The following is a 22,636-nucleotide window of genomic DNA, read 5'->3' as shown; positions in this document are numbered from 1 at the left end:
GAAGGCAAGCCTGTCAAGTCCTCTATTCAGCTGTGACAATTGTCTCCATCCTCATTTTAGGAAAATTTAAGAAAAAATTTAGTCACGATTAAGGAAGAATCGGTAAACTATCTCTATCTAAACAAAGGCCTTGTTTAAATAAATAATTTAAGGAATGGAAAGAATGCAAGCTTCGAATGAACAAAAGCAAGAAAGAACTGAAAAAATGATTGTCGTTAAGAAAAGTCCTAAGTGGTGGGCAACTGCTGCAGCAACAGGAGGACTCATCGTTGGGATGACTGGTGGATTTGGCTTGGGAATGTTGGCGACAGCCAATACAACTTCCCAACGCCAACAAGCAGCGGTAGCTACACAAAATAGTAACCAGCCTGCCCAAAATTCTCAAGGACAAAATGGCCAGGGGAATCATCAAGAACAAAATGGACCTTCTAACTCACAAGGTTTTGATGGACAAAATGGCGGACCAGGACAAGGACAAATGAATGGCCAACCACCACAAGGAGAGGGACCACAAGGTGGTCAAGGACAAGATGGCTTTGGTGGTGGACCAGGCGGTATGCCCCCGCAAGATGGCCAAAACGGTGGACCAGGACAAGGGAATAGGAATGGCCAACCACGACAAGATGGTGGGCCTCAAGGTCAACAAGACAAGCAACAAAATGGTAAACCGAGTAAAAAGTCCTCTAAGAAGTCCAATTCAAAAAAATCGTCTAGTAATACAAACAATTCATCAAAGGATGAGACAGGGACAGTAGGCTAAGAAAAAAGTTGAAATCGCTATCTGAATGCTACTGAATAAGGCCTTGTCATGTTATAATAGAGTAGAAAATACTCATCATCCTTGTGTGGAAGAATGAGAAGGAGAAGTACACATGATTAAGATTCTATTAGTCGAAGACGACCTCGGTTTGTCTAATTCAGTATTTGATTTTTTAGATGACTTTGCAGATGTCATGCAGGTCTTTGATGGAGACGAAGGCCTTTACGAGGCTGAAAGTGGGATCTACGACTTGATTTTGCTTGACCTCATGCTTCCTGAAAAAGATGGTTTTCAAGTTCTGAAAGAATTGAGAGATAAGGGTGTCTCCACTCCAGTATTGATTATGACAGCCAAAGAGAGTTTGGACGATAAGGGCCATGGGTTTGAGTTAGGGGCAGATGACTATCTGACCAAGCCATTCTACCTAGAAGAACTCAAGATGCGGATCCAAGCATTGCTGAAGCGCTCTGGTAAGGTCAATGAAAATACCCTTTCTTATGGGAATGTAACCGTTAATCTTTCGACAAATTCTACGCTTGTTGAAGGGAAAGAAGTGGAGCTATTAGGTAAAGAATTTGATCTTTTGGTCTATTTCCTTCAAAATCAAAATGTTATCCTGCCCAAGACACAAATCTTTGATCGACTTTGGGGATTTGATAGCGATACGACTATCTCGGTTGTCGAAGTGTATGTTTCTAAGATTCGTAAGAAGTTAAAAGGAACAGACTTTGCAAAAAATCTCCAAACATTGCGTAGCGTGGGGTACATTCTGAAAGATGCTCAATAAAATTAAAAAAACTGTCAATGCGGATGACTTTTCTTATTTCATCCGCTATTTCGGACTCTTTACCTTGATTTTCTCAACCATGACCTTGATTATTATTCAAGTGATGCGGTCAAGTCTGTATACAACGGTTGATGAAAATTTAAAGATGCTGAGTAAAGATCGTTATTCTATTATTAGCTTGGCCAATCGTACAGGAAATGGAATGGGAAGAGACGAACCAGATGATGACCGACCAGAAGATGATGAACTTGGTCCCGAGGATGGCCCTAGACCATCGGTCACTTCTAATAGTACAGCCATCCTCTTGAATGATAATTTTGAAAATGTGACGACGGATAATGGTTTCCTGGATCTAAAAACAGTGACCTTTAGTCGCAGCTATTTAAACAAGATCAAGCAGATTCAAATTACCAATCATTATAAGCAGAAGGAAAGTTACCGGGCTTATTTGGTGGATATTGACCCTGATGATTATATCGATGGGGTGAAATATGCCGTGATCATGACCAATATTAGCCAGTTGGAGCAGACCAGTGAAAAACACGAGAGCCAAATCGCCTTGGTCATGATTTGCTTCTGGGGCATTTCCCTCTTTGCAAGTATCTTTCTGGCTAAAATCAGTGTGAAACCTCTCTTAGAGAGTATGAATCGGCAGAAGGCATTTGTCGAAAATGCTTCTCATGAATTGCGGACACCTTTAGCAGTTTTGCAAAATCGTTTGGAAACCCTGTTCCGAAAACCAGAGGCAACAATTATGGAATCCAGTGAGAATATCGCCTCCTCTTTGGATGAGGTTCGCAATATGCGCTTACTGACGACCAATCTCTTAAACTTAGCCCGTCGAGATGATGGGATTAAACCTGAGTTTTGTGAAATCCCTCCTTCTTTTTTCGACCAAACCTTTGCCAATTATGAAATCATTGCCGAGGAAAATGATAAAATCTTCGAGTATGAGAATCAGGTCGAAAGGAGTCTGGTGTCTGACAAGGTCCTACTGAAACAGCTGATGACCATTTTGTATGACAATGCCCTCAAATACACAGAGGAAGAAGGAAAGATACGGTTTGTCGCCCAATTCAAGGATCGCTATCTCTATCTTCGGGTAGAGGATAATGGACCAGGGATTGCAGACGAAGATAAAAAGCGGATATTTGATCGATTCTACCGAGTGGATAAGGCGCGTACGCGTCAAAAGGGTGGTTTTGGTTTAGGACTGTCCTTAGCCAAGCAAATCGTAGAAGCCTTTAATGGCACCATTACTGTTCGAGATAACAAGCCGAAAGGTGCTATTTTCGAGGTCAAACTAGCAACCAAGTCAGATAGTAAAAAGAAATCAACTTCTAAATCAACGAAAAACAAGTAAAGCTGAGGAATCTTTAACTTAGATGAAGCAAAAGACTTCTAAAACTTTCCAAAGGTGAGAAGGGACGTCAGCGAACTTCTACGAAGTTCCATGACTTAGTTTTGAACCTAAGGTTTCAAAACTCCCTTGTGCTTGAAACATAACTGTTTCAAGCACTTTTCTCACGGCGGAAAGTTTCAGAACCTACATGGATGGCGCTCATAATAAGGAGTTGTTCTTATTTTTTAGAATAACTTGGCTTATTTTATATAACATAAGTTTTTCGATAATTTAGGCTGAGGAATCCTCAGCTTTTTCATCTATTTCAAATAATCGCTATTTTTGCCTGACTAGTGTATAATAGTAAAAAAAGAAAGAGGTGTCGTATGGCTTCAAAAATGTTACACACTTGTTTGCGAGTGGAGAATTTAGAAAAATCAATTGCTTTTTATGCAGATGCGTTTGGCTTTAAGGAATTGCGTCGCAAAGATTTTCCTGAATACAAATTTACGATTGTTTATCTTGGTTTAGAAGGGGATGACTATGAGTTGGAATTAACTTACAACTATGATCATGGTCCTTACGTCATTGGAGATGGCTTTGCCCATGTTGCCTTGAGTACGCCAGACCTTGAAGCCCTTCATGCGGAGCATAAGGAAAAAGGTTACCAAGTAACAGATCCTAAAGGCTTGCCAGGAACTCTTCCAAACTATTACTTTATTGTGGACCCAGATGGCTACAAAGTCGAAGTGATTCGTGAAAAGTCCTTATAATCAGCATCATATAACTTGTGACAAAGAGCAGATGTGACCACATCTGTTCTTTTTTTCTGCTTGAAAGTTGCCGGTTCAAAGTGACAGGAGATAGGACTGAGCTACTTTAATTTCCCTATCATATTTTAGGTTTTATTTTCTAGATTCTAGAGTTTTCTACTGTTTTTTGGTGATAAAATTGCTATAATAAGAGTATGAAGAAATCCTACTTGAAAATACTTATTCTCATCCTCCTCAACCTCCTTTTTATCGGAGGGATTTATCTTGCTTATCAGAAGATTGAGGAAGCACGCGCTATCAAAAATTATAATCAACAGTTTTCCAAAGCAATCCAGGAAGAAGAAGCAGTTGAAAAAGACAAAGATACCATTCTTCAAAAAGGAATGGTCGGTCAATCTTATGTTGCTGCCTACTACCCGAAAAATAACGAAGAACCTATCGCAGTGGTCAAAGAGAGAATTTTGGCTGACGTAGGCTCTCTTCCCCAAGAAGAGAAGAAGAATCAGCAAGCAAAAGAGCTATTGTTCTATCATACCGAACGCTCAGAGGACCCATTTGTCGGGGTTCACCCTTATCAGGTGAAGAAGACCCAGTACAAGTGGAAAAACGGTAAGTTCATCAAAGATGGGATTGACAAACTTCCCCTCCTTTATCTAACGGATGAGGGGACGGTCTTCCAATTCTCCCAATTGTTTACGGATGCTGATTTAGCCAAAGAAACCCTCTTAACAGAGTTGCGCTCTCAGCTGGTCTTCCTACAGTTAGGGGAAGATCGAATTGAAGAGCTGATGCAAGCTGTCTCAGCAAGTGATATAGCAAGTTGGCAGTTCACCTACAATCAAGGGGTTCTTTCTATCACACTTCCAGTTACTATTGAGGGCATGGAAACCTTCGATATGCCCCTTTCGAAGCTCTATGATGTGATTGATTCTGCTCGCCTGAATCCTGGAGATCGTGAAGCTTATGAGGCCTACCAAACCCAACGTCACGCTAAGATGGTTGCCTTGACTTTTGATGATGGTCCAGATCCAACGACGACTCCTCAAGCCCTGGATATCCTTAACAAGTACCATGTTAAAGCAACTTTCTTTATGCTTGGGAAGAATGTCTCAGCCTATCCTGAAGTGGCTAAACGGGTCCGTCAGGAAGGACATGAAATCGGGATCCATACTTGGAACCATCCTGTCTTAACTAAGTTGCCTTTGGAGTCAGCTCAAAAAGAAATCATGGATACCAAAGAAGTGATTCAAAAGGTGACTGGAGTGCAAACGAAGATTACTCGTCCTCCTTATGGTTCGATTAATAGTGCCATTCAATATGCAGTGGATCAAGCCTTTATCATGTGGGATGTGGATACCTTGGATTGGAAGAGTCATAACACCGAAGCAATCTTAGCAGAGGTGAAAAAACAAGTCAAACCAGGATCAATTATCCTGATGCATGATATTCACCAAACTTCTATTAATGCTCTCCCAGCTGTGATCCAATACCTTCAATCGCAAGGCTACACCATTGTGACGGTTGATGAACTCTTAAACCACCAAGTGGAAACTCATCGCCTTTATTACAATCGTAATTAAAAAAATCGTTCGTAATGTTACGAACGACTCAGATTGAAGATAAAGTAATTTTAAAAACTTTCCTTAGGTGAGTACGGACGTCAGCGAACTTCGTAGAAGTTCCATGACTAATTATTGAGCCTAAGGTCTCAATAATTCCGAGTGCCTGAAACGATTGTGTTTCAGGCACTTTTCTCACGGCGGAAAGTTTTTTTCATATTCTTAAATGACTAAAAATATAAGTTGTTTTTTGAAAATTATCCAGCTGTTTTATGTAAAACAATAGTTTGTCTACATTAAAAATCGTTCGTAATACTACGAACGATTTTCTTATTCTTCCCCTATATAGAGTTGAGCTCCCTTAAGGATCAAAGGACGAACAGAGGTTAATTTTTTCAAACTTTTTAATTCTTCTGGATGACTAACCAAGGTGATGACATAGCCTTCTTTGCCCATGCGTCCTGTACGCCCAGATCGGTGGATGTAAGTTTCAGCATCTCTTGGGACTTCATAGTTGACGACACATTCTAGAGAGTCGATATCAATCCCTCGCGCTACCAAATCTGTTGCCAGAAGGAGTGTCAGCTGATTATCCTTAAAGCGTTCCAGAATGACTTTACGGAACTTGACATTAACGTCACTGGCAAGTGAGACAGCACTGACTTCTCGGTACTGGAGTTTTTCTTCAGCGCTCCCCAGGTCGGACAAGCTATTGAAGAAAACGAGACCACGAAAGTCTTCGACATTGGAGAGTTTTCTGAGGAGTTCAACCTTTTCTCGCTTGTCCACTTCCATATAGAAGTGCTGGATATTGTCCAAGCTTTGCCCTTCTACCTGAATGGTCAGGGTATTGGGCTCGATTTGCTCTGGATCAAACTTGGTCGTTGCACTCATATAGATAAATTGATGATCTCGTGGCGCGTAGTGGCAAATCTTGTCGACAAAGTGATACTGAGAGTCGCTGAAAAGTTGGTCAAATTCGTCCAGGATGATGGTATCGACATTCATCATCTTGATTTTCTTGAGCTTGATCAACTCAAAAATACGGCCTGGAGTTCCGATGAGAATTTCGGGTCCTTTTTTGAGGCGTTCGATTTGCCGTTTTTGACTAGAGCCAGAAAGGAAAAGTTGAGCACTGAGTCCAAGAGGCTCTGCCCATTGTTTAGTGACATCAAAGATTTGTCCGGCCAACTCTGTATTGGGGGAGAGGATCAGTAATTGTTGTGCTTTTTTAGGCTTTAGCTTGAGAAGACTAGGGAAGAGATAGGCCAGAGTCTTCCCAGTTCCTGTCGGGCTGACTCCAAGTACGTTCTCCCCTTGGGTTATCGGCTCAAAGAGGCGTTCTTGGATTTCAGTGAGTTGCTCAAAGCCGAGGGTTTTGAGTTGCTCTTGCCAGAGCGGTGGGAATGCTAGTGTCATATTAGTTTTCGTCCTTAAAGTGTATTCCAGCATCTTGGCGCATAGCATAGAGGGCTTGATGGACCATTTGTCCGGTTTGGAGCCAAGTCTGGTAAAGTATCTGGTCGCCTTCTGTCATCATACTAGCAAAGGCCTGGGCTTCTTCTAGCATGTTATGAGGGGCAGGAGTGATTAGAAGCTGGTAGCTGATTCCAGAATGGTCTTGAAAAACAGCCTCGTTAACGGCTTCAATGCCACTCAGAAAGAGGGTGCCATCTGTTGTGTAGATTTCAGCAGGAAGATTGCTGGTCACATCTTTGCCGGCTTGAATGCCGATGACAAAGTCAGAATAAACCAAGCTACCATGTCCGTTCAAATCGATTGAATTAGGCAATTGCCGCGCCTGATAGGTTACTGATTCAGGTTGACCGAAGAGGCCGATGGCAAAGTAGAGGGGATAGACACCCAGATCCATAAGGGCTCCGCCTGCAAACTGGTCAGAGAAAATATTGGGAGTAGACCCTTTTAGGAGTTCGGGCATTTTAGAGGAGTATTTGGCATAGGTCATGTGGCCACCCAAGATGGTCTTGTCTTTGAGAAAGTCTTGGATGGTCGCAAAGGCTTTTTCATGATAGTTGCGAGCTGCTTCAAAGAGATAGACCTGGTGCTCCTTGGCCAATTTAACCAACTCTTCCCATTCCTTGGGAGTAGTGACGGCTGGTTTTTCAAGAATGACATGTTTCTTAGCTAGAAGGGCTAACTTTGCCTGAGGATAGTGGAGTGAATTGGGACTAGCAATGTAGATGACATCCAGGTCACTATCTAAAAAGGCAATTAGATCATCATAGAGGGCCACTTGTCCATAGGGTTGGGCGAAGCTACTAGCCTTCCCTAAGGTCCGCGAATAGACTGCCCTTAACTCATAGTGGCCTGTTTCTTTTGTTGCGGCCAGGAAGGAATGAGAGATGGCACTGGTGCCGATGATACCAAGTTTCAGCATGGCAGCTCCTTTCAATCAGGTATTTACTGGTTTCATTATATCATGTTTCACCCTAAAAAGATGGAATGGGCCTTTCGAACTGGGACGGAAGGGGAAAGGAGATCCTTCTTTGATTTTGGATGAAAGCCATAGAAAAATGGTTCAAGTCGTGGTCAAGTGACCGCTTTTGTGATAGAATAAATAGGATTATAGAAAATGGAGAAGAAGATGCGAAACAGACCAATTATTATCGGTGTAACAGGTGGTTCTGGTGGGGGAAAAACCAGTGTTTCTCGTGCAATTTTGTCCCACTTTCCAGATGAAAAGATTGCTATGATTGAGCACGATTCTTATTACAAGGATCAAAGTCATCTAACCTTTGAAGAGCGGATTCAGACCAACTATGACCATCCTTTTGCCTTTGATACAGACCTCATGATTGAGCAAATCAATGAGTTGTTGGCTGGCCGTCCGGTTGATATTCCTACTTATGACTACGCAGAGCACACGCGTAGTTCTAAGACCTATCGTCAAGAGCCTCAGGATGTCTTTATCGTTGAGGGGATTTTGGTCTTGGAGGACAAGCGTCTTCGTGACTTGATGGATATCAAAATTTTCGTTGATACCGATGATGATGTACGCATCATTCGCCGGATTAAGCGAGATATGGAAGAGCGCGGTCGGAGTTTGGACAGCGTCATCGAGCAGTACTTGGGAGTGGTGAAGCCGATGTACCATCAGTTTATCGAGCCAACCAAGCGTTATGCGGATGTTATCATTCCAGAAGGCGTGACCAATACTGTAGCCATTGATTTGATTACGACCAAGATTGAGAAGATTTTGAGCGAATCACGTGAAGGATAAGATAACAAGTGAGAGAGGTTAGGAAGTAGTGTCCCAGCCTCTTTTCCATGACAAATAGGGGGAAATATGAAAAAGTTAAGAAGGGAGTTTCACTCCAGAAGTAAGGCCTTTGCCTGCCTACTGACCATGTGTGCAGGTTTTTCAGATGCCTACACCTTTATCGAAAGAGGAGGGACCTTGGCCGCGGGCCAAACGGGAAACGTGGTCTTTCTATCTGTTGGTTTAATTGGCCATGAAATCGCGGATGTGGAGGTCAAACTAGCCACCATGTTGGCCTTTATGATCGGGATTTTCTTGATGACCGTCTTTCAACGCTTCTTTAGCCATTCCGTTTGGCGACTCAGTACCTTGGTTCCCTTTGTTTTGACGACCTTGGTGGCAGGATTTCTTCCCAAAGAAGTGCCCAATGTTCTAATTGTACCTTTCTTTGGGCTAAGCTTGGGGATTGTAGCCATTTCCTTTGGAGAAGTAGATGGTTACGCCTACAACCATTCTTTTATGACAGGGAATCTCAAGAAGACCATGGTTGCCTATGGAAGTTTTGTACGGGAGAGGAAGATGGAGTTTTTCTGGGAGTCTCTCTTTATGACTTCTTTGATTGGGAGCTTTGTGGGAGGGGCTATTCTTTCCACCTTCCTCATCCAATATTACGGCCTTCGGGCCATCTGGTTTGTTTCCCTTGTTCTGACCCTCTTTCTCTCTTATCGGGCGATTCAATATGTTCGAAGGGATATCTAGTCACATTCAAACAGTTTGATCAATCGAGGCTGGGACAAAAGTCCTAGCCTCTAAATTTTCTTTGGATTATCGAGCAAGACGCAGTGGTTGAGTGGGCTCTACTACGCTGATTTCATCAGCTTTTACAGCCCTACTCAACTGTGCAGAGGTGGGACGACGAAATCGAATTCTAACGAATGACCGATTTTTGTCCCACTCTCTTTTAATTGGGAATATTTGCTGGATACTTCTGATGGCAAGCTGGGTTGTTATCAAAGGTTGCTCCGTTGTAAATACTTAATTTTCTAACTAAAGTTTGGTATAATAAAGGTTATGAATATACAGGAAAAAGAATCACGTTACCAACTCTTACTAGCCCAGTTAGAAGCTCTTTTAGAGGGTGAAAGCAATGCCTTGGCCAATTTATCCAATGCCAGTGCTTTGCTCAATCAAGCCCTCCCTCATTCGGTCTTTGCAGGTTTTTATCTTTATGATCAAAAAGAGCTGATTTTAGGCCCCTTTCAAGGTCAGGTTTCCTGTGTCCACATTGCCTTAGGAAAAGGTGTCTGTGGAGAAGCAGCAGAGAAAAGAGAGACGCTGGTAATTGAGGATGTGACCCAGCATGCCAATTATATCTCTTGTGACAGTCGCGCCATGAGTGAGATTGTGGTTCCCATGGTCTTGAAAGACCAGTTGCTGGGAGTGTTGGATCTAGATTCGGACCAAGTGGGAGATTATGACGACCTGGATCGCCTTTATTTGGAACGTTTTGTAGCTATCTTGCTTGAAAAAACAAATTGGAATTTTAGGATGTTTGGAGTAGTAGACTAATGTATCAAGCCCTCTATCGTAAATACCGTAGCCAGACCTTTGGCCAACTTGTAGGGCAGGAGGTTATTGCGACGACCCTTCGACAAGCTGTCGAACAGGGGAAAATTAGCCATGCCTATCTCTTTTCTGGACCTCGTGGGACGGGGAAGACCAGTGTGGCAAAAATCTTTGCCAAGGCGATGAACTGCCCCAACCAAAAAGGGGGAGAGCCTTGTAATGATTGCTATATCTGTGAAGCCATTACCAATGGCAGTTTAGAGGATGTTATCGAGATTGACGCAGCCTCAAATAATGGGGTAGATGAGATCCGAGATATCCGCGATAAATCTACCTATGCGCCTAGTTTAGCTCCTCATAAGGTCTATATTATCGATGAGGTCCATATGCTCTCGACGGGAGCCTTTAATGCTCTTCTCAAGACCTTGGAAGAACCAACAGAAAATGTAGTCTTTATACTAGCAACAACGGAATTGCACAAGATTCCAGCAACCATCCTTTCACGGGTTCAACGCTTTGAGTTCAAATCCATTAAGACGCCAGCCATTCAAGACCACCTAAAAGCTGTTTTGGATAAAGAAGGGATTGATTACGAAGAAGAAGCTGTAGCCATTATTGCCTGTCGGGCAGAAGGTGGGATGCGGGATGCTTTGTCCATTTTGGACCAGGCCCTCAGCCTGACAGCTGGTGCCCAATTGACCACTGCGACGGCTGAAGAAATCACAGGTTCCATCAGTCAAGAAGCTTTAGATCTCTATGTTGTAGCCTTGTCAACACAAGATGCAACAGCTGCCTTGGACCAGTTGAACCTGATCTTTGATAATGGGAAAAACATGGCCCGCTTTGTGACGGACCTCTTGCAGTATTTACGGGATCTCTTGATCGTTCAGACAGGTGGGGAAAATCTCCATGTCAGTGAGCGATTTAATCAGAATCTAGCCATTCCACAAGCCACCCTCTTTGCTTGGATTGATCTTGCGACAAGGAGTTTAGCGGATATCAAAAACAGCCTGCAGCCGAAAATCTATACGGAGATGATGACCATTCGTTTGGCAGAATACAAGGGTGAGGGCCCTTCGGCTAGCCAAGTGGCTCTTCCAGCAGATTTTTTGGCACAAGTAGACCAGCTCAAAAGAGAAGTCGAGTCTCTGAAGAATCAGTTGGCTCAAGTAGCGAGTGGGGCTCCTGTAGCTAAATCAAGCCCTGCTCGTCCTCAGAAGTCTAGCAAGGGCTATCGAGTGGACCGTAATAAGCTTCAAGCTATCTTACAAGAAGCAGTTGAAAATCCAGATTTAGCCCGTAACAATCTCATTCGCCTACAGAATGCTTGGGGGGAAATTATTGAAAGCCTAGCAGGGGCAGATAGGGCTTTACTGGTTGGTTCACAGCCGGTTGCGGCCAATGAACGCCATGCGATTTTAGCTTTTGAGTCTGCCTTTAATGCCGAACAGACCATGAAGCGAGATAACCTCAATACCATGTTTGGCAATATTTTAAGCAATACGGCAGGTTTCTCTCCGGAGATTCTGGCTATTTCAATGGAGGAATGGACCCAGGTTCGGGCGGAATTCTCTAAGAAAGCTCGTGGTCACAAGGAAGAGGCAGAAGTGGCAGAAGAGTCCGTCATTCCGGAGGGCTTCGATTTCCTCTCTGATAAAATTATAGTTCAGGAAGACTAGGATGTGCTTTTTCCAGAAAATCATGGTAGAATAACAATATGAATAAACGTCAATTTTGGACTATGGCTATCTTTACAGCCTTAGAAACCTATTTTTTTAATGATGCTGTGATGAGGGAAAGCTACCTGGCAGCTATCTTTTGGGCTCTCTTGATATTGAGAAATTTACAAGTCAGCTATATCTTAGGAAAGTTGGTCGAAAGTATCGATCAACAGCTTAATCAGAAAAAACGAGATAAGTATAAAAAATAAGCACCGATTGGTGCTTATTTTGTTTTAGAAAAGGACTTAGTCCTGTGCAATACAGAACTAAATCCTTTGGATAAATTAATTGTCTAACTTTTTGGGGTCAGTACCCACCAGGTGTGTTTTCTTTATGCATACAATTCTTAAATTTTTAAGCACCTTAAGTATATCATGGTGCTATCTAAAAAGTTAATTTTATAACATTTGTTGGGATTGTTGCTGAGTTATTTTGTTTATCATTCGAACTTTATTATTATATCATAAAAATGATTAGAAAAACAGACTTGAATTATTTTGAAATTGGTATATGATGAAGGTATAAAAACTATTAAAATAGCCTGATAGAAAGGGGAATAAAAGAATTAATCAGGATATATAAAATTGGTGATTGGTATTTAATGTTGTAAAACAAGAAAGGAAAAGGGTAAAATATGCAAATACATAAAAAAATTTTTATAGTGGCGTTGGTTTTATCCATTTGTATCTCACTTTATTTTCTTATCAATGAGTATAATATTTTAAACTTTCCGATTTTTGTGAGTGAATTTGAAGACACCACATTTAAATATTACATGTTTGTGAAGATTGGAATTGTATTATTATTTATCAAATTCTTACTGGATATATGCTTAGAGTATATCAAGAATTGGTTTAAAAAGTTTTGATCTGTCTTCACACAAAAGAGTCTGAGAAATGTTTTGTCTCAGATTCTTTTTTGAGCTGTTGGCTCTGTTTTATAGATCCCACTGTTTGAGGGAGATTTCGCCACTATTAAGCCAGCGTTCTTGGCCGTCCTCCAGTTGGACTAGTAGTTGTCCACTGTCTGAGATATCCTTGGCCAGACCTTGGTAGCTGGTCTGATTTTGTTCGAAGCGGACTTCCTTATCAAGAACTAGTGAGCGTTGCTTGTAGAGGTAGATCAGCTCCTCCTCTGGACTATTGAAAAATTCCTTCCAAATCTCAGCAATCAGTTCATTGCGAGTAATGGGAGGCTGGGAGTCAAAGAGGGAACCAGCCTTGTCCTTCAGTTCTGTAGGGAAATTGGTGATGGCAAAATTAAGTCCGATACCAATGATAACATCTGTGATGAGGCCTGTTTCGATGGAGCTGATGGCTTCAGTCAGAATGCCTCCGACTTTTTTCCCCTTGTAGTAGATATCATTTACCCACTTAATATCGACATCCAATAAGGCTAGATTTTTCAGAGCCTTGTAGATAGCAGCTGCGACCATGAGGGTATAGGCGGGAGCTTGATCAAAGGGGAGATTGGGTTTGAGGTGGAGCGACATATAGATCCCCCCTTGAGAAGGACAGAAGTAGTCGCGGCCAAAACGTCCTTTAGCAGCCGTTTGATAGGGAGCCAGATAAAGGGTAGAGGAGTTTCCCCCAGCTTCCATAGCATTCTTAGCGTCCAATTGAGTGGATTGGGAATGAGGATTGTAGGAGACTGTTAGAGGACAATGCTCCTCGATAACTTGAGGAATTAGGAGATCTCCGGAAAGAATCTTGTAGCCTCGTTTTTTAACGGACTCAATCTCAATGCCTTCCTTTTCTAGACGCTGAATGGCCTTCCAGATAGAGGTGCGAGACAGTCCCATTTCTTGGGCTAGTTGTTCGCCGTTGACATAGTCTTGAGCTTGTGCCAAGGTTTGGTATAAAATTTCGTGTGTTTTCATAGTTTCTTAACGTGTGCTTTCACGGATGGTAAGACGAGTGGCCAGAGTATGCATAGTTGGAACACCTGAATCTCCTCTTTGAAGGTCTTGTAACAGACTGTGAATGGCCTGTTTCCCCATTTCTTCCGTATAGACAGTGACGGTAGAAAGTGGCGGATAGACATGCTTAGCAATCGAGGTGTCATTAAAGGAGATGAGACTGACCTGATCTGGAACCGGAATGCTAGCTTCTTGGAGGGCACGAAGAGCCCCAACAGCCAAGGCATCGCTGGCCATAAAAAAGGCTGACGGAAGTCGATCTCCCAATTCATCAATTAATTCTTTCATCATTTCATAGCCAGAGTCACTTGAGAAGTGGCCCACTCGGATATAGTCTGGTTGATAGAGCTCTTTCTCTTCTAGAAAGTACTTAAAACTCAAGTAACGGGGATCAGTTTGAAGAGGACGATTATCGGCGGTCGTTTCTTGTCCAACAAGGAGACCAATCTGGTTGTGACCAGATTCTATCAAGTAAGCTAGCGCTTGGTAGACAGATGTTTCAAAATCTGTCATGACACAGGTATGGCCATATACTAAAGTATTGGAGTCCACAAAGACGAGTTTTTTCTGATAGCTTTCAAGTTGACGGATGGTTTCTGGGCTATATTTACCTAGAGCGATAATTCCGTCAGCTTTTTCAAGAGGTCCCCAATCCTCTAAGTTAAAGACACGGAAGATTTCATGCCCGAGTTCTTGGGCTTGTTTTTCAATCCCAACGCGAATAGAGTAGTAATAAAGGTCCTCTAACTCTTCCTCTTCGGTCACCCATTCTAAAATAGCAATACGGTAGCGCTTGCTTTGAAGAGGGTTATTTTTTCGCTGTTTCTTTTGGTAATGGAGTTTCTCAGCCGTTTCAAAGATCAGTTTCCGAGTTGTATCACTAACGGATAGGTTTTGATCCTGATTGAGGACACGAGAGACAGTTGCTTGAGATACTCCGACTTCTTGAGCAATATCTTTAATAGTAGCCATAGTTCATCCTTTATTGCTTGTTAGTTCCAGTATACTCTAAATACTAGTAAAAGGAAATAAATTTTTACTAAATTTTATGTTTGTTACGATATTGGCTAGGAGTCAGTTGGCTATAGGCCTTAAACGCCTTTGAAAAATAGAGAGGGTCTGAAAAGCCAACAGAGTAAGCCACAATCTTGATGCTCTCGTCTGTGTTGGTCAGCAATTGCTGGGCACGTTGCATGCGGACCGAGTGCAGGAATTCTTTGGGAGAGATCTGGTGAAACTCCTTAAAAACAGTTGTCAGGTAAGACCGATGGACATTGAGGTCATCAGCGATCTCTTGAATACTTAGATGCTCTTTATTGTAATGCGTCTCAATCACATGCTTGCAGGTCAGATAGAGTTGATAGGTTGGTGATGGATCGTTCCGATAGCTATCAGGAGCCACTTCACTGATAAGAAATAGCAGTTCGTAGATTTGCGAGAGAAGGTGGAGTTGGTAGTGCGAGGTCATCTTTGAAACCTCTGCCTTGTGGACGAGTTGCTCCATAAACAGCCCGATCCGCTCTGTGTCCACTTCATCTTTCTTTAGAAAGCCTTTGGCATGAAGAGTTGAAAAGCGCATGAAATCACTCACCTTGGTGCCGCTAATCCCAATCCAGTAGTAGGACCAAGGATCTTCTGCGTCTGCCTGGTAGTAGGTTACCATATTTTTAGGGAGAAGGAAGAGATCCCCGGCTTCTAAATGGATTTCATTTTTATTGATGTGAAAGACACCTTTTCCCTTGGTGATAAAATGCAGAACAAAATTGTCACGGACGCTAGGTCCGAATTCGTAGTTCTTCGGGCAATCTTCGTAGCCGTAAAAATCAAGGGCTAGATCAATGGTGTCGGTTTGGTATTCAGAAAAGACTAACATAGCTGAACCTCCTACCTAACATTTTACCATATATGCCCAACAAAATTCTATTTTCGGAAGCGTTTACAACTAGTAAAATAAAGACATGTAAATGAAAAAAAGATATTGTAACTGAATTTAAAAATACATAGTGATATTTTATAGGAACCAAGGGGAGGAAGATATGGCAATACGTATTGAACAAAATTTGTTCTATATAGAGAGTAAAGGACTGAGTCTCATCCTTGAAAATCGCGATGGCTATTTGATGCTCAAGCATCTAGGGCGCCCAATTCCGTCCTATCATTTTTCCAATACGGTGCATGAGAAGGACCATGCTTTCGCTGGAAATCCAACACCTGACAATCGAACTTTTAGCTTGGATACCCAGCGACAGATCTTGGGACAGCACGGGCTAGGAGATTTTCGAAAACCATCGATCAAGATCCAACACGGTGTTACAGAAGTGACAGATTTTCTTTATGTTGGAGCCAACATCTATTCTGGTAGTGTCGAGGCGACCTGTCTTCCGAACCCTCACTCAGTAGATCAGGCTGAAACCTTGGCACTGGTCTTTGAAGATGATCAAGCGGCCCTTCGTTTGACCCTCTACTACACCGCCTATGAGGATCGGGCAACCATCACTAGCTTCTCAAAGATTGAAAACTGTAGTGATGAAAATGTCGTAATCCACAAGGCTCTTAGTGTGTTGGCCGATCTGCCAGCCAGTGATTACGATATCATCACTCTGCAAGGAGCCTATGCGAGAGAAAAAACAGTTCGCCGTCAGCAAGTGGAGCAAGGAATCTTCTCCATCAGCTCCAACCGTGGTGCTTCTGGACACGCCCAGACTCCGGCCCTCATCCTTGCAGATCATGAAGTGACAGAAGATGCGGGCTCTGCTCTGGCCTTCCAACTGCTCTACAGTGGAAATTTTGAAGGATTTGTTCAGAAAAATCAACTCAATGAAGTTCGGGTTGGACTGGGGATCAATCCTGAAAACTTCTCTTGGGAATTGGAACCAAATCAGAGCTTTGATACGCCAGTAGCAATGATCACCTACTCCCATAAGGGATTGACCGCTCTCAGTCAAGAGAGTCAAGCATTTGTCCAAAACCATATCATTCCTAGCCAGTTTGCCCATAAAGAACGTCCAATTCTTATCAACAACTGGGAAGCGACCTACTTTGATTTCAAAAAAGACAAATTATTGGAGCTAGCAGACGAAGCTCAAAAAGTGGGGATTGAACTCTTTGTTCTTGATGATGGCTGGTTTGGCAATCGTTATGATGACAATCGGGCCCTTGGTGATTGGTCCGTCAATGAAGAAAAATTAGGTGGAAGTCTAGCAGAATTGATCCAAGGCATCCATGACAAGGGACTTCAATTCGGCCTTTGGGTGGAGCCAGAAATGATTTCTGTTGATAGCGACCTCTACCGGGCTCATCCGGACTGGGCTATTCAAGTCCCAGGTTACGAACACACCTATTCACGGAATCAACTAGTGCTTGATTTCTCCAATAAAGAAGTAGTGGCTTATATCAAGCAGGTCTTGGATGACTTACTTGGAAACCATGAGATCGACTATATCAAATGGGATATGAACCGCAATATCACCAAGCTTGGAAATGGGAAAACCTACCTGGAAACCAAGATGCAATCCCATGCTTATATCTTGGGTCTCTATGAAGTGGTTTCGTACTTGACGGAGAAATACGAGCACATCCTCTTTGAGTCTTGCTCAGGTGGTGGTGGTCGTAATGACCTGGGGATGATGCGTTACTTCCCACAGGTCTGGGCGAGTGACAATACGGATGCCATTGCCAGACTTCCGATCCAGTATGGATCTAGTTATCTCTATCCAACTATTTCTATGGGAGCTCACGTATCAGCGGTGCCAAATCATCAGATGGGACGGATCACACCACTAGAAACGCGTGGTCATGTAGCCATGATGGGAAATCTAGGCTATGAATTGGATCTGACCAGCCTTTCTCAAGAAGAGTTGGATCGGATCGCAGATCAAGTTGCTCATTACAAAACGATTCGACCCCTTGTTCAGTTCGGAAAACACTACCGCTTGATCAATCCAGGTCATGGTAGCAATCAAGCAGCCGTCCAGTTCACTTATCAAGACCGTACGGTTGTAACCTATGTACGGGTCTTATCAACGGTTGAGGAGATCGAGCCAACTCTGAAGCTCAAAGGTTTGGAAGAAGATGCGCTCTATAGCTTAGAAGGGACCAACCAAGTCTATTCAGGAGCTGAGCTCATGTATGCCGGCTTAACCGTCGTTCTTCCTCAGGGAGATTTCCTCACTAAACAATATGTTTTTGTCAAAAAATAAAAGGAGACAGCCAAATGAAATGGTATAAAAAAATCGGACTTCTTGCGACAACAGGCTTAGCCTTGTTTGGGCTCGGTGCTTGCTCCAACGATGGAAAATCGGCGGATGGCACAGTGACCATCGAGTATTTCAACCAGAAAAAAGAAATGACTAAAACTTTGGAAGAAATCGCGCGTGATTTTGAAAAGGAAAACCCAAAGGTCAAGGTCAAAGTTGTCAATGTACCGAACGGTGGTGAAGTATTGAAAACACGTGTCCTCGCAGGAGATGTGCCAGATGTGGTTAATATATACCCACAGTCCATCGAACTACAAGAATGGGCAAAAGCAGGTGTCTTTGAAGATTTGAGCAACAAAGACTATCTGAAACGCGTGAAAAATGGCTACGCTGAAAAATATGCTGTAAACGGAAAAGTTTACAACGTTCCTTTTACAGCTAATGCTTATGGAATTTACTACAACAAAGATAAATTCGAAGAACTGGGCTTGAAGGTTCCTGAAACCTGGGATGAATTTGAACAGTTAGTCAAAGACATCGTTGCTAAAGGACAAACACCATTTGGAATTGCAGGTGCAGATGCTTGGACACTCAATGGTTACAATCAATTAGCCTTTGCGACAGCAACAGGTGGAGGAAAAGAAGCCAATCAATACCTTCGTTATTCTCAACCAAATGCCATTAAATTGTCTGATCCGATCATGAAAGATGATATCAAGGTCATGGATATCCTTCGCATTGATGGTTCTAAACAAAAGAACTGGGAAGGTGCTGGCTATACCGATGTCATCGGAGCATTCGCACGTGGGGATGTCCTCATGACACCAAATGGGTCTTGGGCGATCACAGCGATTAATGAACAAAAACCGAACTTTAAGGTTGGAACCTTCATGATTCCAGGAAAAGAAAAAGGACAAAGCTTAACTGTTGGTGCTGGTGACTTGGCATGGTCTATCTCAGCCACTACCAAACATCCAAAAGAAGCCAATGCCTTTGTGGAATACATGACCCGTCCAGAAGTCATGCAAAAATACTACGATGTGGACGGATCTCCAACAGCGATCGAAGGGGTCAAACAAGCAGGAGAAGATTCACCGCTTGCTGGTATGACCGAATACGCCTTTACGGATCGTCACTTAGTCTGGTTGCAACAATACTGGACCAGTGAAGCAGATTTCCATACCTTGACCATGAACTATGTCTTGACCGGTGATAAACAAGGCATGGTTAATGATTTGAATGCCTTCTTTAACCCGATGAAAGCGGATGTGGATTAGGAGTAGAGAGACTATGAAAAAAGTATTACAAAAATATTGGGCATGGGCTTTTGTGGTCATCCCCCTCTTGTTACAAGCAATTTTCTTCTATGTGCCGATGTTTCAAGGAGCCTTTTACAGTTTTACCAACTGGACAGGATTGACGTATAACTACAAATTTGTCGGCTTAAACAACTTTAAGCTCCTCTTCATGGATCCAAAATTCATGAATGCGATTGGCTTTACCGCAATCATTACGATTGCCATGGTGGTTGGTGAGATTGCACTTGGGATCTTTATCGCGCGTGTCTTGAACTCTAAAATCAAAGGCCAAACCTTCTTCCGTGCTTGGTTCTTCTTCCCAGCTGTTTTGTCTGGTTTGACAGTGGCTTTGATCTTCAAGCAAGTCTTCAACTACGGTCTTCCAGCGATTGGGAATGCCCTTCATATTGAGTTTCTCCAAACCAGTCTTTTAGGGACTAAGTGGGGAGCGATCTTTGCGGCTGTCTTTGTCCTTCTTTGGCAAGGGGTGGCTATGCCCATCATTATCTTCTTAGCTGGTCTGCAATCCATCCCAACTGAGATTACAGAAGCTGCGAAGATCGATGGCGCGACTAGCACGCAAGTCTTCTGGAATGTTGAATTGCCTTACTTGCTACCAAGTGTCTCTATGGTCTTTATCCTAGCTCTAAAAGGTGGGCTGACTGCCTTTGACCAAGTCTTTGCCATGACCGGTGGTGGTCCAAACAATGCCACAACCTCACTTGGGCTTTTGGTTTATAACTATGCCTTTAAAAACAACCAATTCGGTTATGCCAATGCCATTGCCGTAATCTTGTTCTTCTTAATTGTAGTGATTTCGATCATCCAATTGAGAGTATCTAAGAAATTTGAAATTTAAGAGGAGAAGCACGATGAAACAAGATGAAAGAAAAGCCATGATTGGCAAATACATTCTATTGATTCTAGGATCGGTTCTGATTTTAGTGCCGCTCCTTGCCACCCTCTTTAGTTCCTTCAAACCCACCAAGGATATCGTAGACAATTTCTTTGGCTTTCCAACTAACTTCACATGGGATAACTTTAGTCGCCTCTTAGCGGATGGCATCGGAGGCTATTATTGGAACTCTGTCGTCATCACTGTCTTGTCTTTACTTGCAGTAATGATCTTTATCCCCATGGCAGCCTACTCCATCGCCCGCAATATGAGTAAGAGAAAAGCTTTTACCATCATGTATACCCTCTTAATCCTTGGTATCTTCGTCCCATTCCAGGTTATCATGATTCCAATTACCGTCATGATGAGTAAACTCGGTTTGGCTAACACCTTTGGTTTGATCTTGCTCTACTTGACTTATGCGATTCCACAGACCCTCTTTCTCTATGTTGGCTATATCAAAATCTCGATCCCAGAAAGTTTGGATGAAGCAGCTGAGATTGATGGTGCTAATAAATTTACAACCTATTTCCGCATCATCTTCCCAATGATGAAACCGATGCATGCGACAACCATGATCATCAATGCCCTTTGGTTCTGGAATGACTTTATGTTGCCACTCCTTGTCTTGAACCGGGATTCCAAAATGTGGACGTTGCCTTTGTTCCAATACAACTACGCAGGCCAATATTTCAACGACTACGGACCAAGCTTTGCCTCTTACGTGGTCGGCATTATCAGTATCACCATTGTCTATCTCTTCTTCCAACGCCATATCATCGCAGGAATGAGCAATGGCGCAGTGAAATAATAAGATACAAAGGGACGATTCAGCTTGCTGATTTAAATCGTATCCTAGAAAGCAATTCTAAAATAGAAAAACTCAAGAAAGCTAGGTCTCTTCAGACTTGGCTTTCAAATAAAGAAAAGGAGACCATTATGCCAATTCAAAACAAAACCATGTTAATTACTTACTCAGACAGCTTGGGAAATAACCTCAAGGACCTCTATGAAAATCTGGAGAAACACTTTGGAGATGCAGTAGGTGGTGTTCACCTCTTGCCATTTTTCCCATCAACCGGTGACCGTGGTTTTGCGCCTGTGGACTATGACCAAGTGGATCCAGCTTTTGGAGATTGGGAAGATGTCAAACGCCTGGGCGAAAAGTACTATCTCATGTTTGACTTTATGATCAATCACATTTCCCGTCAGTCTAAATACTACAAAGATTATCAAGAGAAGCACGACCAAAGTGCTTACAAGGATCTTTTCCTCAACTGGGACAAGTTCTGGCCAGAGAATCGTCCTACTCAAGCGGATGTGGACTTGATTTATAAGCGCAAGGATCGAGCTCCCAAGCAAGAAATTACCTTTGGGGATGGGACAACTGAGCATCTCTGGAATACCTTCGGGGAAGAGCAGATCGACTTGGACGTGACCAAGGAAGTGACCATGGACTTTATCCGCAAGACCATCGAAAATTTAGCGAGCAATGGTTGTGACCTCATTCGTTTAGATGCTTTTGCCTATGCAGTCAAGAAGTTGGACACCAATGATTTCTTCGTGGAGCCAGACATTTGGGATTTGTTGGATAAGGTGCGCGATATGGCAGCCGGCTACGGTGCTGAGCTCTTGCCAGAGATTCATGAACACTATTCCATCCAATTTAAGATTGCCGATCACGACTATTATGTCTACGACTTTGCCCTTCCAATGGTGACCCTCTATACCCTCTATAGCTCAAAAGTGGAGCGCCTTGCTAAGTGGTTGAAGATGAGTCCGATGAAGCAATTCACGACACTCGACACCCATGACGGGATTGGGGTGGTTGATGTCAAGGATATCTTGACAGATGAAGAAATTGACTATGCATCAAACGAGCTCTACAAGGTAGGAGCGAATGTGAAACGCAAATATTCAACAGCAGAATACAACAACTTGGACATCTACCAAATCAATTCGACCTACTTTTCAGCGCTTGGAGATGATGATGGCAAGTATTTCTTAGCCCGCTTGATTCAAGCCTTTGCGCCGGGTATTCCACAAGTGTATTATGTTGGATTCCTAGCTGGGAAGAATGATTTGGAACTCTTAGAAAACACCAAGGAAGGCCGCAATATCAACCGTCATTACTACAGCAATGAAGAAATTGCTCAAGAAGTAGAGCGTCCAGTTGTGCAATCCCTTCTCAAACTCTTTAGTTTCCGGAATAACTCGCAAGCTTTTGACTTAGAAGGTAGCATTGAGGTGGAAACACCAGATGAACATACCATTGTCATCACGCGCCAAAACAAGGACCAGACCGCCACAGCAGTAGCTCGAATCAATCTTGCTGACGGGACTTACCAAGTGACAGAAAACGGTCAAGACATTGTGTTTTAAAAACAATTGAAGTCAGGCGAGACAAGTTTCGGATATTCCCTTTTTGATTGGACAGATTGCTGGAGATTTTATGATTTTACAGTTTTTATCCAATATTTTTAAAACAAAGGATTTTGCACCCCTTTCTAGTAGCATCTCTACCCTGCAAGTGATCCTTTTGTTACTTTGATCTTGTCAGGGTCTGATCATTCAAGTTCTGCTATGATCTTCGCAAATTTT

Annotated in this window: 20 protein-coding genes; 15 read left to right on the top strand and 5 right to left on the bottom strand. The window is 42.8% G+C overall.

Annotation, left to right across the window (positions count from 1 at the left end; genetic code table 11):
* Positions 1–163: 163 nt before the first annotated feature.
* The 5 genes from LXO72_RS04370 to LXO72_RS04350 all read left to right on the top strand — a co-directional run bounded on the left by LXO72_RS04370 (position 164) and on the right by LXO72_RS04350 (position 5,242).
* Positions 164–760, top strand: a complete 597-nt coding sequence (locus LXO72_RS04370; RefSeq protein WP_195324102.1) for a hypothetical protein — start codon at positions 164–166, stop codon at positions 758–760.
* 112 nt (positions 761–872) lie between these two features.
* Complete coding sequence (locus LXO72_RS04365; RefSeq protein ID WP_006596563.1) at positions 873–1,547, top strand: response regulator transcription factor; 675 nt, start codon at positions 873–875, stop codon at positions 1,545–1,547.
* Positions 1,537–2,910 carry a sensor histidine kinase gene (locus LXO72_RS04360; protein WP_233331653.1) on the top strand — a complete coding sequence of 458 codons (1,374 nt, stop codon included), beginning with the start codon at positions 1,537–1,539 and terminating at the stop codon, positions 2,908–2,910. The genes LXO72_RS04365 and LXO72_RS04360 overlap by 11 nt, the downstream gene beginning before the upstream one ends.
* A 365-nt stretch (positions 2,911–3,275) precedes the next feature.
* The gene (gloA, locus tag LXO72_RS04355; protein ID WP_023022851.1) at positions 3,276–3,662 is read left to right on the top strand and encodes a lactoylglutathione lyase; all 387 of its coding nucleotides are present in this window, start codon (positions 3,276–3,278) and stop codon (positions 3,660–3,662) included.
* A gap of 194 nt (positions 3,663–3,856) precedes the next feature.
* Positions 3,857–5,242, top strand: a complete 1,386-nt coding sequence (locus LXO72_RS04350; protein ID WP_048691392.1) for a polysaccharide deacetylase family protein — start codon at positions 3,857–3,859, stop codon at positions 5,240–5,242.
* 309 nt (positions 5,243–5,551) lie between these two features.
* Here LXO72_RS04350 and LXO72_RS04345 read toward each other — a convergent pair whose 3' ends face one another.
* Both LXO72_RS04345 and LXO72_RS04340 read right to left on the bottom strand, forming a co-directional pair.
* Positions 5,552–6,640, bottom strand: coding sequence for a DEAD/DEAH box helicase (locus tag LXO72_RS04345; protein WP_233331652.1), 1,089 nt, complete (start codon positions 6,638–6,640; stop codon positions 5,552–5,554).
* A 1-nt stretch (position 6,641) separates the two neighbouring features.
* The gene (locus tag LXO72_RS04340; RefSeq protein WP_233331651.1) at positions 6,642–7,619 is read right to left on the bottom strand and encodes a Gfo/Idh/MocA family protein; all 978 of its coding nucleotides are present in this window, start codon (positions 7,617–7,619) and stop codon (positions 6,642–6,644) included.
* Between the two features lie 207 nt (positions 7,620–7,826).
* On the opposite strand from LXO72_RS04340, the gene udk reads away from it, so the two are divergent.
* The 5 genes from udk (at position 7,827) to LXO72_RS04315 (ending at position 11,937) form a co-directional block, all read left to right on the top strand.
* Entirely contained in the window at positions 7,827–8,462 is a 636-nt protein-coding gene (gene udk / locus LXO72_RS04335; protein WP_006597323.1) for a uridine kinase, read from the top strand.
* Positions 8,463–8,528: 66 nt separating this feature from the next.
* On the top strand, positions 8,529–9,200 hold the full coding sequence (locus LXO72_RS04330) for a YoaK family protein (protein ID WP_233331650.1): 672 nt from the start codon (positions 8,529–8,531) through the stop codon (positions 9,198–9,200).
* A gap of 312 nt (positions 9,201–9,512) precedes the next feature.
* Positions 9,513–10,010: a GAF domain-containing protein gene (locus LXO72_RS04325; RefSeq protein WP_061563827.1), complete on the top strand. Its 498-nt coding sequence runs from the start codon at positions 9,513–9,515 to the stop codon at positions 10,008–10,010.
* Complete coding sequence (gene dnaX / locus LXO72_RS04320; protein WP_233331649.1) at positions 10,010–11,686, top strand: DNA polymerase III subunit gamma/tau; 1,677 nt, start codon at positions 10,010–10,012, stop codon at positions 11,684–11,686. Before LXO72_RS04325 ends, dnaX begins: the two co-directional genes overlap by 1 nt.
* A gap of 38 nt (positions 11,687–11,724) precedes the next feature.
* Positions 11,725–11,937, top strand: coding sequence for a DUF3272 family protein (locus tag LXO72_RS04315; RefSeq protein WP_006596552.1), 213 nt, complete (start codon positions 11,725–11,727; stop codon positions 11,935–11,937).
* Positions 11,938–12,665: 728 nt separating this feature from the next.
* On the opposite strand, the gene birA is transcribed toward LXO72_RS04315, so the two are convergent.
* From birA to LXO72_RS04300, 3 genes are all read right to left on the bottom strand, one after another.
* Entirely contained in the window at positions 12,666–13,607 is a 942-nt protein-coding gene (gene birA / locus LXO72_RS04310) for a bifunctional biotin--[acetyl-CoA-carboxylase] ligase/biotin operon repressor BirA (protein ID WP_233331648.1), read from the bottom strand.
* A 6-nt stretch (positions 13,608–13,613) separates the two neighbouring features.
* Positions 13,614–14,618: a LacI family DNA-binding transcriptional regulator gene (locus tag LXO72_RS04305; RefSeq protein WP_233331647.1), complete on the bottom strand. Its 1,005-nt coding sequence runs from the start codon at positions 14,616–14,618 to the stop codon at positions 13,614–13,616.
* A gap of 67 nt (positions 14,619–14,685) precedes the next feature.
* Positions 14,686–15,519, bottom strand: coding sequence for an AraC family transcriptional regulator (locus tag LXO72_RS04300; RefSeq protein ID WP_233331646.1), 834 nt, complete (start codon positions 15,517–15,519; stop codon positions 14,686–14,688).
* A gap of 163 nt (positions 15,520–15,682) precedes the next feature.
* Between LXO72_RS04300 and LXO72_RS04295 the strand changes: the two genes are divergently transcribed.
* The 5 genes from LXO72_RS04295 to gtfA all read left to right on the top strand — a co-directional run bounded on the left by LXO72_RS04295 (position 15,683) and on the right by gtfA (position 22,417).
* Positions 15,683–17,845: an alpha-galactosidase gene (locus LXO72_RS04295; protein ID WP_233331645.1), complete on the top strand. Its 2,163-nt coding sequence runs from the start codon at positions 15,683–15,685 to the stop codon at positions 17,843–17,845.
* A 14-nt stretch (positions 17,846–17,859) separates the two neighbouring features.
* Positions 17,860–19,119, top strand: coding sequence for an extracellular solute-binding protein (locus tag LXO72_RS04290; RefSeq protein WP_233331644.1), 1,260 nt, complete (start codon positions 17,860–17,862; stop codon positions 19,117–19,119).
* 13 nt (positions 19,120–19,132) lie between these two features.
* Positions 19,133–19,999 carry a carbohydrate ABC transporter permease gene (locus LXO72_RS04285; protein ID WP_233331643.1) on the top strand — a complete coding sequence of 289 codons (867 nt, stop codon included), beginning with the start codon at positions 19,133–19,135 and terminating at the stop codon, positions 19,997–19,999.
* Positions 20,000–20,012: 13 nt separating this feature from the next.
* Positions 20,013–20,846, top strand: a complete 834-nt coding sequence (locus tag LXO72_RS04280; protein ID WP_061590743.1) for a carbohydrate ABC transporter permease — start codon at positions 20,013–20,015, stop codon at positions 20,844–20,846.
* 128 nt (positions 20,847–20,974) lie between these two features.
* Complete coding sequence (gene gtfA / locus LXO72_RS04275) at positions 20,975–22,417, top strand: sucrose phosphorylase (RefSeq protein ID WP_233331642.1); 1,443 nt, start codon at positions 20,975–20,977, stop codon at positions 22,415–22,417.
* Positions 22,418–22,636: the final 219 nt, after the last annotated feature.

Origin of the sequence: Streptococcus sp. XMC, assembly GCF_021341835.1 — a bacterium.
Classification (GTDB): domain Bacteria; phylum Bacillota; class Bacilli; order Lactobacillales; family Streptococcaceae; genus Streptococcus.
The sequence above is the reverse complement of the archived record's forward strand: the minus strand, read 5'-3'. Positions and strand labels throughout refer to the sequence as shown.

Coding starts and splice junctions, on each gene's coding strand:
- LXO72_RS04370 (WP_195324102.1), top strand. CDS start 164: ATGCAAGCTTCGAATGAACAAAAGCAAGAAAGAACTGAAAAAATGATT.
- LXO72_RS04365 (WP_006596563.1), top strand. CDS start 873: ATGATTAAGATTCTATTAGTCGAAGACGACCTCGGTTTGTCTAATTCA.
- LXO72_RS04360 (WP_233331653.1), top strand. CDS start 1,537: ATGCTCAATAAAATTAAAAAAACTGTCAATGCGGATGACTTTTCTTAT.
- gloA (WP_023022851.1), top strand. CDS start 3,276: ATGGCTTCAAAAATGTTACACACTTGTTTGCGAGTGGAGAATTTAGAA.
- LXO72_RS04350 (WP_048691392.1), top strand. CDS start 3,857: ATGAAGAAATCCTACTTGAAAATACTTATTCTCATCCTCCTCAACCTC.
- LXO72_RS04345 (WP_233331652.1), bottom strand. CDS start 6,640: ATGACACTAGCATTCCCACCGCTCTGGCAAGAGCAACTCAAAACCCTC.
- LXO72_RS04340 (WP_233331651.1), bottom strand. CDS start 7,619: ATGCTGAAACTTGGTATCATCGGCACCAGTGCCATCTCTCATTCCTTC.
- udk (WP_006597323.1), top strand. CDS start 7,827: ATGCGAAACAGACCAATTATTATCGGTGTAACAGGTGGTTCTGGTGGG.
- LXO72_RS04330 (WP_233331650.1), top strand. CDS start 8,529: ATGAAAAAGTTAAGAAGGGAGTTTCACTCCAGAAGTAAGGCCTTTGCC.
- LXO72_RS04325 (WP_061563827.1), top strand. CDS start 9,513: ATGAATATACAGGAAAAAGAATCACGTTACCAACTCTTACTAGCCCAG.
- dnaX (WP_233331649.1), top strand. CDS start 10,010: ATGTATCAAGCCCTCTATCGTAAATACCGTAGCCAGACCTTTGGCCAA.
- LXO72_RS04315 (WP_006596552.1), top strand. CDS start 11,725: ATGAATAAACGTCAATTTTGGACTATGGCTATCTTTACAGCCTTAGAA.
- birA (WP_233331648.1), bottom strand. CDS start 13,607: ATGAAAACACACGAAATTTTATACCAAACCTTGGCACAAGCTCAAGAC.
- LXO72_RS04305 (WP_233331647.1), bottom strand. CDS start 14,618: ATGGCTACTATTAAAGATATTGCTCAAGAAGTCGGAGTATCTCAAGCA.
- LXO72_RS04300 (WP_233331646.1), bottom strand. CDS start 15,519: ATGTTAGTCTTTTCTGAATACCAAACCGACACCATTGATCTAGCCCTT.
- LXO72_RS04295 (WP_233331645.1), top strand. CDS start 15,683: ATGGCAATACGTATTGAACAAAATTTGTTCTATATAGAGAGTAAAGGA.
- LXO72_RS04290 (WP_233331644.1), top strand. CDS start 17,860: ATGAAATGGTATAAAAAAATCGGACTTCTTGCGACAACAGGCTTAGCC.
- LXO72_RS04285 (WP_233331643.1), top strand. CDS start 19,133: ATGAAAAAAGTATTACAAAAATATTGGGCATGGGCTTTTGTGGTCATC.
- LXO72_RS04280 (WP_061590743.1), top strand. CDS start 20,013: ATGAAACAAGATGAAAGAAAAGCCATGATTGGCAAATACATTCTATTG.
- gtfA (WP_233331642.1), top strand. CDS start 20,975: ATGCCAATTCAAAACAAAACCATGTTAATTACTTACTCAGACAGCTTG.